The sequence below is a fragment of the Algibacter ulvanivorans genome (assembly GCF_048381495.1).
Lineage (GTDB): Bacteria > Bacteroidota > Bacteroidia > Flavobacteriales > Flavobacteriaceae > Algibacter_B > Algibacter_B ulvanivorans.
Map to the genome: position 1 here is coordinate 234,617 of NZ_JBLWGD010000002.1, position 20,195 is coordinate 254,811.

Below are 20,195 nucleotides of genomic sequence, written 5' to 3' on the forward strand. Positions count from 1 at the left end.
CAAAACCAAAAATGAAAGCACCTAAATTAAGTGTAAAAAGCACGATTTTATTTTTAGCAATTTCTATAAATATGCTACTTTCTTGTTCATCGTGTTCAAAAAGTGATGATACATCATCAGAGAATCAAGGCGAAGAGCAGGAAGAAGAAACAGAAACTTTAAACTTAACTAAAACAGTACCAATGGGCCATAATAGCTGGGTTATTGGAAGCGTATCTCAAGATATTAGTGTAGTTACAAATTCGGGAATCCAAAATTGGACCTCTTTAAACGATGTAATTCGTACTTATGTTAAAACAGGTGCAGGAGAGTTACAGGTGGGTTTAAAAATGAAATCGACAGACGGAAAATCAAAAATAAAAGTTACCGTTGGTGGTGTTTCTAAAGAGGTTGTAGCATCTAGTACAACTTTTAAAACCGAAGAAGTAGGAGCATTTACTGTGCCAGCGGGATATAATTATGTTGAAATTCAAGGTATAGAAAAAACAGCTACTTACATTGCAGATATTACAGAGATTTTATTTGGTGGTTCTGCAGTAGCATCAGGAATTAATTTTGTGCCAACAAGCAATTTTCATTTTGGTAGAAGAGGCCCATCAGTTCATATGAGCTATAAGCAACCAGAAGGTAAAGATGTACAATGGTTTTATAACGAAGTTACAGTTCCAGAAGGCGAAGATCAATTAGGAACGTTTTTTATGACAGCAGGTCATGCTCAAGGTTATTTTGGTATGCAAGTAAACTCGGCTACAGAAAGGCGTGTGTTATTTTCTATTTGGAGTGCATTTAGTACCGACGACCCTAGCCAAATTCCAGAAGATTATAAAGTTACTAATTTAGGAAACGGAGCAGGAGTAACTGTTCAAGATTTTGGTAACGAAGGGTCTGGAATACAATCTTTTATTGATGTCGATTGGAAAGCTGGCGTTACTTATAAGTTTTTATTAAAAGGAGAGCCTGCAAGTGTAGCCGGATCTACAGATTATACAGGATACTTTTTCGATCCAGAAGTAGGAGACTGGAAACTAATTGCTAGTCTAAGAAGACCAAAAACAAGTACTTATTTAACTAGAGTACATTCGTTTTTAGAAAATTTTAACCCAAGTACAGGACATCTTTCAAGAAAGGTAAACTACGGAAACCAATGGGCATATACTACCGATAATACTTGGACAGAAATGACTGATGGGACATTTACAGCCGATGCTACAGCAGCAAATGGAGACAGATTTGATTTTGAAGGTGGTACAAGTGGAAATACATTCTTTCTAAAAAATTGTGGTTTTTTTAATGCTAATGTGCAGCCTAATACAGCTTTTACTAGAACAGCTTCTGGTGCAGCACCAAATATAGATTTTTCGGCCTTAGAAGAGCCAACACTTCCAGATCCTCCAGCACCAGTAACTTTAATAGATAGAAGCGCATGGACTATAGCAGATTATAGCACTCAAGAAGATAATGGAGGAGAAGGCGATACAGGGCGCGCAGCCGATGTATTAGACGGAAACCTAGATTCGTACTGGCACTCTTGCTGGAGTGGTTGTACAGCAACACCACCGCATCATATTACTATAGATTTAGGAGCCGAAACGAATGCCGATGGTGTGCGTTTCAATCAAAGGCAATCATTGTCTAGAGCTGTTAAAAATATCGAAATTCAAATAAGTACAGATAATACAAATTGGACCTCGGTTGGTAATTTTGAGTTACAAAACAGTAAAGACGTTCAAGATGCAGATTTTTCAGCAACAAAAACATTTAGATATTTAAAATTTATATCAACAACAGCACACGACGGTAGCGATAATGCTGCAATGGCAGAAATTATGGCTTATACTAAATAAAATTATTGTTTGAGTTAGTTTAGTTTGTTTTTTTTTAAGACCCTTAGTGTTATAGCTAAGGGTTTTATTATAATATATAAGCTTGTAAAATATGTAGCATAAATAAGAATAATTTATAACTCGAAAATATAGAATTAATAAACAAAGTAAGCGTGCTAAAGTATTAAATTTAGTAATTATTAAATTTAATGCTTTATCTAGAAAAGTTAAATAAGTACAAGAATATACAGATACATTTTATGATTTATTTTAAAGCCATAATAAGAGCATTTTTTAAATTAATGCTTTTCCTTTTTATTACTAATTATGCAAATTCGCAAACGTATAGTCCAATTAAAGATTACAAGTATTATATTGAAAACGAGCAAGTAATTGAAGAGAATAAAATGGAAGCCCATGCTTCATTCACTTCGTTTACATCGGTAAATAATGCTTTGCAAAACAATGTGTATTACTATCAATTGCTAGATGGTTTATGGAAATTTAATTGGGTTAAAAACCCAAAAGATAGGCCTGTTACATTTATGAATGTAACTGAAAATGTATCGCATTGGGATGATATTAAAGTGCCAGCAAATTGGGAAGTAGAAGGTTATGGTGTGCCAATTTACGTAAATCATCAATATGAATTTGCAGACTATAAAGCACCTGTAGTTGATGATATGGAGCTTGTTGATGGTGTTTACCCTAAAAATCCTGGTAATGTTCCAGATAATTATAACCCTGTTGGTTCGTATAGAAGAGACTTTACTATAAATTCTGATTGGAAAGATAAAGAACTATTTTTGCATATTGGCGCTATGAAATCGGGAGGTTTTGTTTGGTTAAATGGTAAGTATATTGGGTACTCGCAAGGCAGTAAATTACCAGCAGAATTTAATATTACCAAGGCAGCCAAAGTAGGAAAAAATACGATTGCTATTCAAATTTTTCGATGGACAGATGGTTCTTATTTAGAGTGTCAAGATTTTTGGAGAATAAGCGGTATAGAGCGTAGTGTGTATATTTATGCGCAACCCAAATTACGAATTCAAGACTTTAAAACGGTTTCAGTATTAGATAAAGCTTATAATAATGGTAAGTTGGACTTAGCTGTAACATTAAAAAATCATTTAAATAAAAATACTAAAGGATTACTTTCTTATAAAGTTTTAGATGCAAATTTATTAGAGCTAAAATCTGGAAGTAAGCAATTTTCAGTTCAAAAAAATAAAAGCGTCACACTTTCATTTTCAGAAGAAATTAAAAACGTAAACCCATGGAGTGCAGAACATCCAAATTTGTATACTTTAGTTTTAGAACTTAAAGATAATAAAGGCAAAACCTTAGAAGCAACAAGTATTAAAATTGGTTTTAGAACAGTTGAAATTAAAAATGGATTACTTCTAGTAAACGGTAAACGTATTACATTAAAAGGTGTAAATGCTCAAGAGGCAGATCCAGAAACGGGACATGTAATGTCTGAAGCCTTGATGCTTAAAGATATTAAAATGTGGAAAGAAAATAATATAAACGCAGTTCGTTTAAGCCATTACCCACGAGGGAAACGTTTTTACGAATTATGCGATTTATATGGTATTTACGTTGTAGACGAAGCCAATATAGAATCGCATGGTATGTATTACGGAAAGCATTCATTGGCTAAAAAAGCAAGTTGGGAAAAGGCGCATGTAGATAGAATGGTACGTATGGTAAAACGCGATAAAAATTATCCTTCGGTAATTATTTGGTCTATGGGTAACGAAGCCGGAAATGGTATTAATTTTTTTAAAGGTTATAATGCTATAAAGCAAAACGATAAGGCCAAACGCCCAGTACAATACGAACGCCCTTATAAAGATAAAGATGGTACATTGTATGATATGGATACCAATACCGATATTATAGTACCACAATACCCATCTCCAGCACGTTTTGAAGCTATTGGTAAATCTAAAACAGATAGGCCGTTTATACCTAGCGAATATGCACATGCAATGGGAAATAGCACAGGTAATTTTCAAGATTATTGGGATATTATTGAGCAATACGATAATTTACAAGGCGGATTTATTTGGGATTGGGTAGACCAATCGATATGGAAAACCAATAAAAAAGGAGAACGTTTTTATGCTTACGGTGGCGATTATGGTAAAAACATGCCAACCGATAATTCGTTTTTAAACAATGGTATTGTTTTTCCAGATAGAACACCACAACCTGCTTTATACGAAGTAAAAAAAGCACACGAGTATATTAATTTTAAAAATAAAGGCATAAATAAATATAACGAGTTAAGAGTATTAGTTGAAAACTTATACGATTTTACAAATCTTGATAGCTTTAATATTACAGCAAAAGTAAAAGCTGATGGCAAAACGTTAAAAACTATATCTGTAGAAAATATTAATGTAGAACCTAACACCGGAAAACTTATTCGGTTAAATTTTGATGGTATTAACTTTATTAAAAACACAGAATATTTTGTACACATATCGGCAAAAACCAAAAATCAATGGGGCATTTTACCTAAAGATTTTGAAGTAGCCCACGAGCAAATACCATTACATCAAAAATATAAAAAAGAAGTACTTGGCGTAGCATTTAAAAACCCAGCAATACAAGTAGAAAGTAATGATACTAATATTTTGGTTTTAAACACCAATTTTAAAGTAGTTTTTAATAAAAGCGAAGGCAAAATTATAAGTTATAATTATAAAGGAAACACACTTTTAAAAAACAAAAAAGGACCAAAACCAAATTTTTGGCGCCCTATGACAGATAATGATTTTGGTAACCAAATGCACATTAAAAATATTGAATGGAAAAAAGCATCATTATTTTTAACCGTTACTAATATTAATATTGATAATACAAATAAAAACAATGTACAAATAAAAATAGATTACACTTTGCCAGGTGTAAATACGAAATACCATAGTGTATATACTATTTATGGTAATGGGGTAATTAAAATAGATAATACTTTAAATAAAACGACCTATCAAGGCGATATACCACGAATTGGTATGCGTATGCAATTACCAAAACAATATAATAATATGAGCTATTTTGGTAGAGGTCCTTGGGAAAATTATAAAGATCGTAATAGCTCGGCATTTATTGATTTGTATACCTCTAAAGTAAAAGACCAATATGTGCCGTATATAAGACCACAAGAAAACGGATATAAAACCAATGTGCGTTGGGTTGCACTTTCAGATAAAAATAAAAATGGTCTTTTAATAACGGCATCAGATATAAAAAAAGGGTTAGGCGTTAGTGCTTTGCACATGCCTAATGAAGATTTTGATACTACAGTAGGCTTATCCTATCAAGCTAATGCTACAGTTAATGAGACTTATAAAATAGACGGAATTCCTGAAGTAAACTCTAGTAAACACACTACAGATATTAAGGAGCAAGATTTAGTTCAGTTAAATATAGATTTAGAACAACGCGGATTGGCTGGAGACGATAGTTGGTACTCCAAACCTCAAGATAAGTATCTTATTAAAGGTAAATCCAAACATAATTATAGCTTTTATTTAATTCCTTTTGAAGATAAAACGACTAAAGATTTTATTGAGTTAAGTAAGCAGTATACTAATTTGTAACTGTATCTGTTGATTAATTTATAAAAGTGATAAGCCACATTTTTAATGGGTTTGTCACTTTTATTTGTAATTATTGTAAGCTTAAAAAGTTTTAAAGGCGTTAAACGCTTTTTATAGATAAAGTTTAGGGTTTCGATAAAACTTAACTTGTTATTTTTCTATTTCTTAAATTGTAATATTAAAATTTAAGAAATTAATAATAATTTCTTTTCTACGTAAGTTTACGAAGTTTAAATAACAATAATTACGTATAAATACTTAGTTTTGTATTTAAATACGTAATTATGAAACATGTTATTGTTGTTGGAAATGGTATGGTTGGTTATAAATTTTGCGAAAAGTTTGTAGAAAATCCAGAATATAAAGCATTTAAAATTACTGTCTTTGGAGAAGAGCCAAGACCTGCTTATGATAGAGTTCATCTAAGTGAATTTTTTGAGAATCAAGATGCTAAAGCCTTAGAAATGGCTCCCGTAGAATGGTATAAAGAAAATAATATTGAATTAATTACAGGTGAGCGTGTTGCAGATATTAACCGAGCGTCTAAAGTAATTACTACAGCAAAGGACCGAGAGTTTTCTTATGATTATTTAGTTTTAGCTACAGGTTCTGCACCTTTTGTACCACCAATTAAAGGGGTAGAAAAAGAAGGTGTTTTTGTATATAGAACAATTGAAGATTTAGAAGGTATGCTGGCTTATGCAGCTAAATTAAAGGCTGAAAAACCAAATGCTAAAGCCGCTGTTCTTGGAGGTGGTTTATTAGGTTTAGAAGCAGGAAAAGCGGTTATGGACATGGGTTTAGAGCCTCATATCGTAGAGTTTGCTTCAAAATTAATGCCAAGGCAATTAGATTTAAGAAGTAGTCAAGTTCTTCAATTAAAATTAGAGTCTATAGGTTTAAATATTCATTTAAGTAAAGCAACAAATCAAATTCTTGGTAATGGATCTATAGTAGGAATGGAGTTTGGTGAAGATGATTTGTTAGATGTTGATATGCTTATAGTTTCTGCAGGTATAAGACCAAGAGATGAGTTAGGAAAAAATTGCGGACTAGAAGTTGGTGTTCGTGGTGGTATTGTGGTTGATAATAAAATGCAAACATCAGACAAAAACATTTATGCCATTGGCGAAATAGCTTTATATAATCAAATGATTTATGGCTTAGTTGCTCCAGGATACGATATGGCTGCTATTGCTGTAAATCAAATTATAGGAAAAACAGATGCTGTTATGCCTAATGATATAGATATGTCTACCAAGCTAAAATTAATAGGGGTAGATGTAGCAAGTTTTGGCGAACCTTTTATGCCAGCTTCAAAAGGACATTCTATAATATTCGAAAATAAAACGCAGCATTTGTATAAGCGCATTAACGTAAGCCATGATGGTAAAAAACTTCTTGGAGGAATATTGGTTGGCGATGCTACAGATTATAATATGCTACACCAAATATATTTAAATGGTATGCCAATTCCAGAAGATCCATCGCAATTAATATTACCCGCAAGCGAAGGTGGTTCGTCTTTTGGTAGTGTTTTAGATTTGCCAGATACGGCTCAAGTATGCTCTTGCGAAAGTGTTTCAAAAGGCGATATTTGTTGTTCTATTATAGAAGGCGATTGCGAGAATTTTAGCGATGTAGTTAATAAAACCAAAGCCACTTCAGGATGCGGTGGTTGCAAGCCAATGGTTACCGATTTGGTTAACGAAACATTAAAATCGCAGGGTAAAGAAATTAAAGAAACCATTTGTGAACACTTTAATTTTAGCAGGCAAGAACTGTACGATCTTATTAAAATTAACAAAGTGCCAGATTATCAAGAAGCACTTAATTTATTTGGCGATGGCCATGGTTGCGAAATCTGTAAACCTTTAGTGGCATCTATTTTTGCAACAATTACAATGGAAACAGCCAACAAGCAGCCAGGTATACAAGACACTAATGATAGATTTTTAGCAAACATCCAACGTAACGGAACCTATTCTGTAGTGCCAAGAGTTGCCGGAGGAGAAATAACCCCACAACAATTAATTGTAATTGGAGAAGTAGCTAAAAAATACGATTTATATACAAAAATAACAGGTGGGCAACGTATCGATTTGTTTGGCGCACAAATTCATCAGTTGCCTATGATTTGGAAAGAATTAATTGATGCTGGCTTTGAAAGCGGTCATGCTTACGGAAAATCATTAAGAACCGTAAAAAGTTGTGTTGGGTCTACATGGTGCAGATACGGTATGCACGAAAGTGTAACCTTTGCTATAGATATAGAAAACCGATACCGTGGTTTGCGCTCGCCACATAAATTAAAAGGCGGTGTTTCTGGTTGTATTCGTGAATGTGCCGAAGCCAGAGGAAAAGATTTTGGATTAATAGCTGTTGATGGTGGTTGGAATCTTTACGTTTGTGGAAATGGTGGTGCAACACCTAAACACGCTGTGCTATTAGCAGAACAATTAGATGATAAAACAGTTGTGAAATACTTAGATAGGTTTTTAATGTATTATATAAGAACAGCTGGGCCTTTAGTAAGAACAGCACCTTGGTTGGATAAATTAGAAGGTGGGATAGATTATTTAAAGCAAGTAGTTATAGAAGATTCTTTAGGTATAGCTGAAGATTTAGAAAAAGAAATGCAAGGTTTAGTAAATAAGTACCAATGCGAATGGAAAGAGGCTATAGAAAATCCAGAAATGATGAAACGCTTTAAGCATTTTGTAAATTCTGATGATACCGATGATAATTTAGAATTTGTACCAATGCGTGGGCAAAAAATGCCTAAAGCTTGGATATAAAAGTAAAAGCAATCGAATAATAGCTTTTAGGTTTACATGTAGTAAGTAGCTATAAAATTCAATAAATAAAAATTAATAAATTAAGCTATGCAAGATATATTAAGTCAATATCAAACAGTTACTAAAGAAACTGTAAAAGAGTGGTTTAAAGTAGGGCAAACTACAGATTTTCCAGAAAATAGTGGAGCTTGTATAAAATATAAAGCCAAACAAATAGCGGTTTACAATTTTACCAGAACAGGTAAATGGTATGCCACACAAAACTTATGCCCACATAAAATGGAAATGGTACTTTCGTTAGGAATGATTGGCGATAAAAACGATATCCCTAAAGTAGCATGCCCAATGCATAAAAAAAATTTTTCGTTAGAGGATGGAAGTAATTTAGCAGGCGAAGATTTAAAAATAGCTACATATCCTGTTAAAATTGAAAACGGAATTGTGTATATTGGCTTTTCGGATTAATAAAGAACCAAAACGCAAAATATGAAACCTACCAGATTTGAAGCAGCAATAGCATTAATTGATAAAGCAAACTCTGAAGATGTAAACACATACGAGGTTGCAGGGCTAAAATATCCAAAGGAATTGTTGTATTCGCAGCGTATGACAAGGAAATTGTTACAATTTAACCCAAACGCATCTAAGGCCTTACAAATTGCTGCTCGTGCTCAACATATTTGTAGATGGAAAATTGGTAGAAAAGAATATCCAATGGATCGGGTTGGGTATTTAAAATGGCGTGAAACATTAAAAAAAATGCACGCCAATATAACTACCGATATTTTAGATCAAGTAGGCTTCGACGAGCCATTTAAAAATAGAGTAAAATCTATTATTCTAAAAAAACTAATTAAAAAAAATGAAGAATCTCAAACACTAGAAGATACTATATGTTTGGTGTTTTTAGATTACTATTTTGAAGAATTTGCCGAGAAACACAGTAACGAGAAAGTTATAGATATTCTTAAAAAAACTTGGGTAAAAATGTCCGATAAAGGCCATGAAGCAGCATTAAAACTACCATTTTCAGATACAAGTTTGGCTTTAGTAAAACAGGCTATTTCATAAATGTAAAAAATGACAAAATCGAGTAATTCATTAGACCAAAGTACGTTTGATAAATTACGTCGTTTATATATTATTGCTTTAAGCACCATTGCTGTTTCAGTAATTGTTAGTCAAATATTAATTCGTAAACACCTTAGTGGTCAAGAAAGCGATTCTACGGTTATAAATGTAGCTGGTAGGCAACGTATGTTAAGCCAAAAGTTAACAAAAGACGTCGTGTCTTTGTCTGCAGAAACCAATCAAGAAAACAGGGTTTTATTAAAAAACAAAATAAAGGAAACACTTAAGCTTTGGGAGTTATCTCATTACGCACTTCAACATGGCAACGATAGTTTAGGCTTACCCAAAAAAAACAGCAAAAAAGTAACCAGAAAATTTAAACAATTAAATCCAGTTTTCGATACAATAAGCAAAGCATCACATGCAATTATTAACGTAATAGACTTGTTTCCAGAATTATCTCATAAAAGTTATAAGATAGATATTGATAAAGTAAAGGCTAACGAAAGTAACTTTTTAAACCTTATGGACAATATTGTAAATCAATACGATATTGAAGCTAATGAAAAGGTTGAATGGTTGCGTAAGTTAGAGTTATGGTTAACAGCATTAACATTATTAATATTATTAGGCGAGTTTTTATTCATTTTTTGGCCAGCAGCAAAATCGGTAAAAGCTGTTTTAGCAGATTTGTTAAAAGCCGAAAAACAAGCCAAAAAAATGGCCTTTGATGCCGATGAGTTAAGTATAGCTAAAGAAAAATCAATTAAAGAGTTGCGCGCATTAAGTAGAGTTATGGATGAAACGTTACTGTTCGCAAGAATATCGCCAAACGGAAATGTTATACATTTTGGCGATAAATTTTCGCGCTTATTTAAGTGCTCTAAGTTTAAAGAAACTACACTATTCTGGAATGTACTGTCTGTAGTAGAAAATGAGCAATTAGTTCTAGAAGATATTATAGTTAAACATAAAAAAACGGGTTGGCAAGGCGAAGTAAAATCAACCACTAAAGATGGTCATAATGTTTGGTTGGAAATGTCTATAATTCCATACAATCCAATCGAAGACAAATCAGAATTATTAATTATAGCATCTAATGTTACTGCACGTAAAATAGCCCAATTAGAAATTGATAGATTGACTGAAAAAAGCTTTGAAGAAAAGATGAATCAGCAAAAAATTATTTCAAGTAAAATTATAGAAAACCAAGAAAAAGAACAAAATCGCATTGCTAAAGATGTACACGATGGCATAGGGCAAATGCTTACAGGATTAAAATATAATTTAGAAAGTATAGATACTAACGATTTAGCTAAAACAAACTCTAAAATAGAACATTTAAAAAACCTTACATCTAATATTATTAAAGGTGTAAGAACTGCAACTTTTAATTTAACACCCCCAGAATTAACCGATCATGGTATTGTGCCTGCAATAACAAAATTAACGCTAGAATTAGGAAAACTAACAGGAAAAGAAATCGTATTTTTTAATAAAACCGATTTTAATCAACGGTTAAATTCACTTTCCGAAATTAATGTTTACCGTATAACGCAAGAAGCAATAAATAATGCTATTAAATATGCCGAATCTACACATATTATAGTTTCTCTATCTCATAGTAAAAACATATTAAGTATTGTTATTGATGATAATGGAAAAGGATTTAATCCAGATAAAGTAAAACATGTAAAAACAGGAGATGGAGGTATGGGAATGACTTTTATGAAAGAGCGTATAAAGTATATTAATGGTCGCTTATTTTTAACCTCAAAAGAAGGACAAGGAACACGAGTTACATTAAATATTCCTTTAGAAAATTAAAAATTAAAGACATTTAATTAATTTAGCATGCATAGAAAACTAATTTTGTAGTTAAACTTAAAGGAAGTAAAAATAAAGTTGAAGTATAATCCACAGCTTTAAAGAGTTAATTACGTACAATTACGTAATTTTATTACATTTGTATTTATGGATATAATTAATGTTGTACTAGCCGACGATCATGTTTTAGTAAGAGATGGTATAAAAGCACTTTTAGAAGATCAAACAGGCATTGTAGTAATTGACGAGGCATCAAACGGAAAAGAAGCTCTAGATGTAATTAATAAAAATAAGCCACATGTTTTAATTGTAGATATTAGAATGCCCGAAATGAATGGTATAGAAGTTGTACAAGCAATTGCAAAGTTACAAATAGGTGTTAAAACATTAGTGTTGTCTATGCACGATTCAGAAGAATATGTAGTGCAAGCTATTCAAGCAGGCGCAGATGGATATTTATTAAAAGGCGCGAGTAAAGAAGAGTTTTTAAAAGCCTTAAATAGTGTAGCTGCTGGTGGTAAGTATTTTACAGGAGATGTATCTACAATTATTATGAATAATTTTGTAAATGGTAATGTAAATACTAATGCTACGCCTAAAATAGAAATTAAAGAAGACCCTTTTAAGTTAACTAAACGTGAAAAGCAAATTTTAGGTTTAGTTTTGCAATTAAAAAATAACAAAGACATTGCAGAAGAGCTTAATATTAGTAAGCGTACAGCCGAAGTACACCGTTTTAATCTCATGAAAAAACTAAAGGTTAAAAACTTAATGGAGTTAAGTAATAAGGCTAAAGAGTATGGTTTAGTTTAATTAACAATTAACAATTAACAATTAACAATTAACAATTAGCAATTAGCAATTAGCAATTAACAATTGACAATTATCAATGTTTTGTTGATACTATACTAAAAAAATCTTATTTTTTATTAGGTATTTATCTCATTATGAGTGGGTTTGTATTTTTAATTTTTACTGTTTGTTTTTAAAGTTTGCCTAAATAATCACGTTGCTTTTGCCAATACTAGCACAGTCCCTTGGTTAGCTCATATTAGTTCTTCAACTATAGTTGTTATTATTCATGTAATCAATGTTTTTACTTTTTCAATAGGGGTTCTCTTTTATATTTAATTCTTAAAATTCTTCTAAATTAATACTTCATTTTGCTAAATAATTAAAAACAGCAACCCTTATTTGCTAACTTCATATTTCTTAATTATTACGTATCTTTATTGTTTGTAATTAAGTATAAATACGTAGTTTTGTACGTATAAAAGTACTTAATTATGAATGATGCAACACCAGTAAAGTCAACAACATTAAATTTATTTAACCTTAAAAGTGTATCTATACGTACATTTTGGATTACAGCAATATCTTTTTTCTTATGCTTTTTTGCATGGTTTGGTATTGTACCTTTTATGCCAGATGTGGTTAAAGATTTGGGGTTAACACCAGACCAAAAATGGAATTCTATAATATTAGCAGTTTCAGGAACCGTATTTGCGCGTTTATTAATTGGAAAATTATGCGATAAGTATGGACCTCGTTTATGTTATACATGGTTACTAACGTTGGGAGCTATTCCAGTTATATTGTGTGGGTTGGTGCAAACACCAACACAGTTTTTAGTTTGTAGGTTATTTATTGGGTTTATAGGCGCATCATTTGTAATAACACAAGTGCATACATCTTTAATGTTTGCCCCCAATATAGTAGGTACAGCAAATGCAACTTCTGCTGGATGGGGAAACCTTGGAGGCGGTGCTAATAGATTAGGTATGCCATTAATTGCTGCAGCTGTAATAGGTTTTGGTGTAGCCGAAGCAGAAGCTTGGAGATACTCTATGGTAATTGCTGGGGTTGTTTGTTTTATAATGGGAATTGTGTATTTCTTTTTTACACAAGATACGCCACAGGGTAATTTTAAAACTTTAAGAGCATCCGGGATTAAAATAGATAAAAAGAAAGATCAAGTAGGGTTTGCATCTGTATTAAAAGATTATAGAACATGGATTTTGTTTTTGGTTTACGCGGCTTGCTTTGGTATAGAATTAACCGTTTATGGCACTATGGATGATTACTTGCAAAATACCTTTCAATTAGAAAGAGTTACAGCAGGAAACATTGTGTTATCATTTGCATTAATGAATATTTTTGCAAGAACACTAGGCGGATTTTTTGGCGATAAATTTGGTAAACTTAAAGGATTAAGAGGTCGTGTATTATTTTTAGCAGCAATTTTAACTGTGCAAGGTACCATGTTAATTACATTTTCTACAGCAACAAGTATCGCCGTAGGTATAGTGTTTTTAATATTATTTAGTTTGTCGGTTCAAATGGCCGAAGGCGCCACGTTTTCTGTAGTACCGTTTATTAATAAAAAAGCAATAGGGTCTGTTTCTGGTATTGTAGGCGCAGGCGGTAATGTTGGTGCGTTTTTAGCAGCTATGTTACTAAAATCGCAATCTGCTGTTGCCGAAAAAGCAGCCATTGCAACAAATCAGGGTATGGGAGAATATGTAATAAATGCAGCTCAATCTGCAGCATCGTCATCAGCTGTATCTAACGGTTATTTTATAATAGGTATTGTAGTTTTAATAACAGCGTTTATCTCGTTAGCTATTCGTTTTTCTGCAGAAGATGAAAAAGTAGCCAGAGTAGATTCTCGTATAGCTTCTAATAGAGCTATTACTATTCGATAAAAAACTGATTTTTAGTAGGTTTATTTAGTGAATTTAAAATATATAAGCCCTTTTTTGTTGTATTCAGAATAATAAGTTTAGCATTTGTTTTCTGAAATAAAAATGTATTATTTAGTGTAAAATGTAAGTTTTCATGATTAAAAACGAAGTAAAAACTACCTGTTCTTATTGCGGTGTTGGCTGTGGTATTATTGTTAAAAAAAATAGCAATAATAAAGTTTGGGTTGAAGGCGATAAAGACCACCCTGTAAACAAAGGCATGTTATGCTCTAAAGGCATGAATCTGCATTATGTAGTAAATGATACTTCCGATAGAATTTTATACCCAGAAATGCGATGGAGTAGATCGCACCCAAGAGAGCGCGTAAGTTGGGATGATGCTTTAAATAGAGCAGCAAGTGTATTTAAATCAATAATTAAAAAACACGGTCCAGATAGTGTAGGGTTTTATGTTTCTGGGCAGAGTTTAACCGAAGAATATTATATAGCTAATAAACTTACAAAAGGTTTTATTGGAACAAATAATATCGATACAAACTCACGCCTATGTATGAGTTCTGCTGTCGTTGGATATAAAAAAACTTTTGGAGAAGATAGTGTGCCAATATCGTATGAAGATATTGAATTGGCAGACACATTTTTAATTACAGGAGCAAACCCAGCATGGTGTCATCCTATTTTGTTTAGACGAATAGAAAAACGAAAAGAAGATAACCCCAATGTAAAAATTATAGTAGTAGATCCCAGAAAAACAGATACAGCAAATTTTGCAGATTTACATTTGCAATTACTCCCAGGAACAGATATTATTTTGTACAATGCCATTGCAAGATGTTTGTATAAACGCGGATTAATTGATGAAGATTTTATAAAAAATCATACCGAAGGTTTTGATGATTATAAGGCATTAATATTCAAAACGTCATTAAAACAGGCGTCAAAATTATGTGGTGTTGAAGAAAAAGATATAAGAAAAGCTGCCGATATTATTGGTCTTTCAAAAGGCTTTATAAGCATGTGGGCTATGGGGCTTAACCAAAGCGTTATAGGAACAGATAAAAATGTATCGTTATTAAATTTATCATTAATAACTGGGCAAGTAGGAAAACCTGGTTCAGGACCATTTTCACTAACAGGACAGCCTAACGCTATGGGTGGGCGAGAAGTTGGAGGAATGGCAAACCTTTTAGCTGTTCATAAAGATTTAATGAATGAAGAACATCGTCGTGAGGTAGCTCAATTTTGGGGCGTCGATAAAATTAACCCTAAGCCTGGGCTAACAGCAACACAAATGTTTGATGCGCTAGAAAGCGGAAAATTAAAAGCCGTATGGATAGCTTGTACAAACCCATTGGTAAGCTTGCCAAACTTAAATCGTGTTGAAAAGGCCATGAAAAATGCCAAATTTGTTGTGGTTCAAGAAATATCACATAAATCTGATACGGTTGGTTTCGCAGATTTGGTGTTGCCCGCTGCAGGTTGGTTAGAAAAGGAAGGAACCATGACTAATTCTGAAAGAAGAATTTCTTATTTACCTAAAGAAATACAAGCCCCAGGAGAAGCTAGACCAGATGTTGAAATATTTTGCGATTTTGCACAACGTATGGGGTTTAGAGGGTTTAACTTTACTAACGCTAGCGAAATTTATGATGAGTATGCAGCTATGACAAAAGGCACGAATATTGATGTGTCTTTTCTAAATTACGACAGGTTAAAAACCGAAGGCACCTTTCAATGGCCAGTTCCAGAGCATAGACATCAAGGTACTTCAAGATTGTTTGAAGATAAAATATTTTATACACCATCAACAAAAGCTAGATTTAATTTACCAAAATCTATTATAAATACTTCTGTTTTACCAAATAATGAGTATCCGTTAGTTTTAACAACAGGTCGTGTACGAGACCAATGGCATACCATGACTAAAACAGGTAAAGTTTCGCGCTTAAAAACACATTATCCAACGCCGGTATTAGAAATTAATCCTGTAGATGCTTTTTTATATAAAATTAAAAATGGAGATATTACAGAAATAAAAGGAGAAAATGGCGTGGTAAGAGTTCGTGCTAAAGTTACAGATACTATAAAAAAAGGCGTGGTATTCTTACCAATGCATTGGGGAAAACAATTACAAAGCAATTTAAATAGAGCTAATAACTTAACCAATACACATATAGATCCTGTTTCTAAAGAACCAGATTTTAAATTTACTCGTGTATCTGTTTCAAAATACAAAAAAACACCAGAAAAAATTATTGTTGTTGGAGCTGGAGCCGCCGCTTTCAGGTTTATACAAAATTATAGAGAAAATAATGATACAGATCAAATTCATGTATTTTCTAAAGAACCTAATTTGTTTTACAACAGAGTGTTATTGCCAGAATATGTTACAGAAGAGTTATCGTGGGAGCAGCTATTAAAAATTAAAAATAAAGAACTAGATAAGCTAAATATACATTTACACCCAGAAACTTCAATTTTAAAAATTGATAAAACAGGAAAAACAGTAACCGATAATAATAACATAGTACATAGTTATAATAAATTAATACTAGCCACAGGCAGCAGAGCTTTTGTTCCTAAAGATGTTCAAATAGATTTACCTGGACGTTTTACCATGCGAAATAAAAGAGATGCCGATAGTTTTAAAGCCTATTTAGATGCTACAGGTTTACCTCCAGAAGAGCAACATGTAGTTATAGTTGGTGGTGGTTTGTTAGGGTTAGAACTCGCAGCTGCAATGAAACATAAAAATGCTAAAATTACAATAGTGCAACGTGGTTCACGCTTAATGGAACGACAATTAGATAAAGTTTCTAGTAAGCTATTAGCATTAGATGTTCAAGAACGTGGTATACAAATTTATTTTGATAATGAAGTAAGCACCGTGTTTGATGACGAAGATACAGGAGAATTAAACATAACGCTTAAAAGTGGAAAGTACATCACAGCCAATGCTATTGTTTATGCTATTGGAACTATTCCTAATATTGAAATGGCTAGAGCTAATGGTATAATTTGTGGCCGAGGTGTAAAGGTAAACCAGCATTTACAATCATCGGAACCCGATATTTTTGCTATTGGAGAAATAGCCGAGTATAATAACCAATTATTTGGAATAACATCAGCAGCAGAAGAGCAAGCTAATATATTAGCCAATTTTATTGCAGGCGATATAAGCTGTGTTTATAATGGTTCGGTTTTAATGAATATTTTAAAATTTAATGATTTAAGTCTTTGTAGTATTGGAGATATAAGCGTACCTGATAACGATGATAGTTATGAGGAAATTATCTTTACAGATATTAAAAAACGATATTATAAAAAGTGTATTGTAAAAGATGATTTGTTAATTGGAGCTGTTTTAATGGGAGATAAAAATGAGTTTGCCGAATTTAAAACCATGATTGAAAGTAAAATTGAAATGGCAGATAAACGCGATACATTACTTCGAGGGGCTTCAAACGATGTGCCAGTATTAGGAGAGTTAGTATGTTCTTGTAGTCAAGTAGGTGTTGGAAATATAGAAGAAGCTATTTCAAAAGGATGTACAGATTTTACAGAATTGTGTAATAAAACAGGAGCAGGTTTAGGGTGTGGTAGTTGTAAAACAGAAGTAAGAGAAATTCTTCAAAAATCTAAAGTATTAGTGTAATGATAGAGCCATATAGATTAATGATTAATGGGGGAGTGTTATCGCCATCAGAACTTAAATATATTTGTGAGGCTGCAGAAAATCTAGGTTTAAATGCTATTTCTTTTGGCTCTAGACAAGATATTATTTTTCCAGAAGAAATTGATGAGACTAAATTTAAACAGTTTGATAAAATTAAGTTTGTAAAACCAAAACGAGATGGAATTGAAAATATAGCATCTTCTTATGTGTCTGCCGAAATTTTGCAAAGCACTTCGTGGTTAACCAGCGATAGGTATTTATATGTTTTAGAACAATTTAAACACAACCCTAAACTCAGGATAAATGTAATAGATCCTAAACAACGTTTAGTACCATTGTTTACAGGAAACGTAAACTTTATAGCATCAGAGTATGAAGATTATTGGTACTTATATTTAAGGCTTCCAGATTGGGAAAAAACATTAATGTACCCAGCGCTTATTTATAGTTGGGATATGGATAAAATAGAATTTGCTATAGAAAACATTTTAATAGAAGAGCCAGAAACTATTGAAACTGTTTTCGATTTAGTAAATGATGCTGTTGATACTAATAATAGAACTGTTGATAAACCATTGGAAGTCCCATTTTACCCTTTCCCGTATTACGAAGGCATGAATCGTATTGGTACAGATCGCTATTGGTTAGGTTTGTATTGGAGAAATAATAGATATGATATCCCTTTTTTAAAAGCTATGTGCGACTTATGCTCAGAAAATAAAATAGGTAAAATATCTATTACACCATGGAAATCTTTTATAGTTAAAGGAATTCCGTTACATTCTAAACTAAAATGGGAAAAGTTTTTAGGAAAATATGGAATAAACGTGCGACACTCCATGTTGGAAATGAATTGGCATTTACCAGTAAATGATCAGGACGCATTAAATTTAAAAAAGTATTTGGTTACTAATTTTGATCAAAACGATATTAGTACCTATGGTTTAACTTTCGGTATTACAAAATATAATAGCGATACATATAATTTTACATCTATTGTAATTGAAAAAAATAAGCAGCCCGAAATTGTTGGTAATTTTAAAACAAGAGATACCTATAATTTATTATATGCTAAGAATTTCGATCCTAATACTAGGGAGTATATAATGCATGTACAAGATGTTGATAAGGTGGAGTTACCTGGGTTATTAATGGAGTTAAGTCAGTTGTATTTTGAGCAATTAGGAACCGAAAGGGAAGAAGATAAACAAGTTATTGTAAAAGAAACCAAAGAGGAAGAGGTGTATCAATGCAAAGATTGTATGACCATCTATAACGAGATTTATGGAGATATTACACAAAATATTAAGCCTCATACCTCTTTTTTAAAGCTTCCAGATACATACCAATGCTCATTATGCGAAGCGCCTAAAAGTAATTTTGAGAAAAAGATTTTAATTAAATAGTAAGATTTAAAATTAGAGTAAAAAAACTAATCTGTATTAGTAGAGTCGTATTGCTCTGTATATTTTACATTTTCTTTAGTAAGTATTTCTATAGGTAAATAAACTTTGTTTTTTGGGGTATTGTTTTTAAGTAAATAATCCGACATTAACCTTATAGATTCGTAACCTTGATTAAAAGCTTTTTGCGATATTAAAAAAGAAACAGAGTCATTAAGCAAACAAGCAATATTTTGTGGTGTATTATCAAACCCAATAAACTTTATTTTTTTTAAAAAAGTGTCTTTTATGCAATCTATAGCAATGTAAATTCTACTTGAAGGTACAAACACACCCGAAATTTCTGGGTTGGCTTTTAAATATGAATTTATTTTTTCTTTGGTATCATTACTGCTGTTTAAGTTTTCAATTTTTAATGTTAATACTTTTACGTTAATATTATTCTTTATAAAATAATCGTTAAAGCCTTCAATTCTTTTCGAAACAGCATTGTTTTTTGTAATGTTATGGCGGGCTTGAATAATTAAAAAAGTAGACGAAGTAGGAAGGCTTAATCGCATAAACTTACCAGCTACATAACCCGCCATATACGAGTCCTGCCCAACAAACGATATGTTGTTAAAACCTTTAATATCAATGTTTAAAAACAAGTAAGGAATGTTTAACGCTTCTAATTTTTGTACTATTATTTTAGTTTCTTTCGAGAAATTAGGAACCATTATTACACTTGTAGGATTAGATTCTATTAAAACATTAAAAGAATTCATGTAAGCGTCTGCATCATATTGATTAAAAGTGTATGTTTTTACTTGAATTCCAGAAGTTTTAACATCGTTTGCAGCTTTTGTCATACCAATATGAGGTAATTCCCAAAATAAATCTAAATCATTATGTTCTGGTATTAATGCAGCAATAGTATACTTGTTTTTCATGGCAAGAGCACTAGCAACAGGGTTTACACTAAAATTATAATGGTCAAGAATTTTTTTAACTTTAGCTTCTGTTTTTTTTGATACACCGCCACGGTTGTGTATTACTCTATCAACTGTGCCCTCAGATACATTGGCTTCTTTAGCAATATCCTTTATTGTAATCATGCTTGTAATTTTAAGCAATTTAGTAATTAATTTTCATTTTTGTGTGCGCACACTATTTTTTTGTTATATTTGTGTGTGCGCACACGAAATATAAATTGTTAGAAGCAAATAATATAATAAATAGGAGAAAGTATTCTTGTGCACAAAAGGTCCAATTTATTTAGGTTAAAAAATATAA

At 32.0% G+C, this 20,195-nt stretch carries 11 protein-coding genes; 10 read left to right on the forward strand and 1 reads right to left on the reverse strand.

The window, feature by feature from the left end; all coding sequences use genetic code 11:
• The first annotated feature begins 11 nt into the window (after window positions 1-11).
• The 10 genes from ACNG5D_RS06625 (at window position 12) to ACNG5D_RS06670 (ending at window position 18,923) form a co-directional block, all read left to right on the forward strand.
• Window positions 12-1,844, forward strand: coding sequence for a DUF3472 domain-containing protein (locus tag ACNG5D_RS06625; RefSeq protein ID WP_418182710.1), 1,833 nt, complete (start codon window positions 12-14; stop codon window positions 1,842-1,844).
• Window positions 1,845-2,125: 281 nt separating this feature from the next.
• A complete protein-coding gene (locus tag ACNG5D_RS06630; protein WP_418182711.1) occupies window positions 2,126-5,440 on the forward strand; it encodes a glycoside hydrolase family 2 TIM barrel-domain containing protein in 3,315 nt (1,104 codons plus the stop codon).
• A 284-nt stretch (window positions 5,441-5,724) separates the two neighbouring features.
• Window positions 5,725-8,238: a nitrite reductase large subunit NirB gene (nirB, locus tag ACNG5D_RS06635; RefSeq protein ID WP_418182712.1), complete on the forward strand. Its 2,514-nt coding sequence runs from the start codon at window positions 5,725-5,727 to the stop codon at window positions 8,236-8,238.
• A gap of 87 nt (window positions 8,239-8,325) precedes the next feature.
• Window positions 8,326-8,703 carry a nitrite reductase small subunit NirD gene (nirD, locus tag ACNG5D_RS06640; protein WP_418182713.1) on the forward strand — a complete coding sequence of 126 codons (378 nt, stop codon included), beginning with the start codon at window positions 8,326-8,328 and terminating at the stop codon, window positions 8,701-8,703.
• A gap of 21 nt (window positions 8,704-8,724) precedes the next feature.
• Entirely contained in the window at window positions 8,725-9,309 is a 585-nt protein-coding gene (locus ACNG5D_RS06645; RefSeq protein WP_418182714.1) for a DUF4202 domain-containing protein, read from the forward strand.
• A 9-nt stretch (window positions 9,310-9,318) separates the two neighbouring features.
• Window positions 9,319-11,136 (forward strand): sensor histidine kinase, encoded by a 1,818-nt coding sequence (locus tag ACNG5D_RS06650; protein WP_418182715.1) that lies wholly within the window; start codon window positions 9,319-9,321, stop codon window positions 11,134-11,136.
• Between the two features lie 147 nt (window positions 11,137-11,283).
• Window positions 11,284-11,949 (forward strand): response regulator, encoded by a 666-nt coding sequence (locus ACNG5D_RS06655; RefSeq protein WP_418182716.1) that lies wholly within the window; start codon window positions 11,284-11,286, stop codon window positions 11,947-11,949.
• Between the two features lie 473 nt (window positions 11,950-12,422).
• Window positions 12,423-13,841 carry an MFS transporter gene (locus tag ACNG5D_RS06660; protein WP_418182717.1) on the forward strand — a complete coding sequence of 473 codons (1,419 nt, stop codon included), beginning with the start codon at window positions 12,423-12,425 and terminating at the stop codon, window positions 13,839-13,841.
• 133 nt (window positions 13,842-13,974) lie between these two features.
• Window positions 13,975-17,496, forward strand: a complete 3,522-nt coding sequence (locus ACNG5D_RS06665; RefSeq protein ID WP_418182718.1) for a molybdopterin-dependent oxidoreductase — start codon at window positions 13,975-13,977, stop codon at window positions 17,494-17,496.
• Complete coding sequence (locus tag ACNG5D_RS06670; protein WP_418182719.1) at window positions 17,496-18,923, forward strand: rubredoxin; 1,428 nt, start codon at window positions 17,496-17,498, stop codon at window positions 18,921-18,923. Before ACNG5D_RS06665 ends, ACNG5D_RS06670 begins: the two co-directional genes overlap by 1 nt.
• Before the next feature lie 26 nt (window positions 18,924-18,949).
• On the opposite strand, the gene ACNG5D_RS06675 is transcribed toward ACNG5D_RS06670, so the two are convergent.
• A complete protein-coding gene (locus tag ACNG5D_RS06675; protein ID WP_418182720.1) occupies window positions 18,950-20,017 on the reverse strand; it encodes a substrate-binding domain-containing protein in 1,068 nt (355 codons plus the stop codon).
• Window positions 20,018-20,195 lie beyond the last annotated feature (178 nt).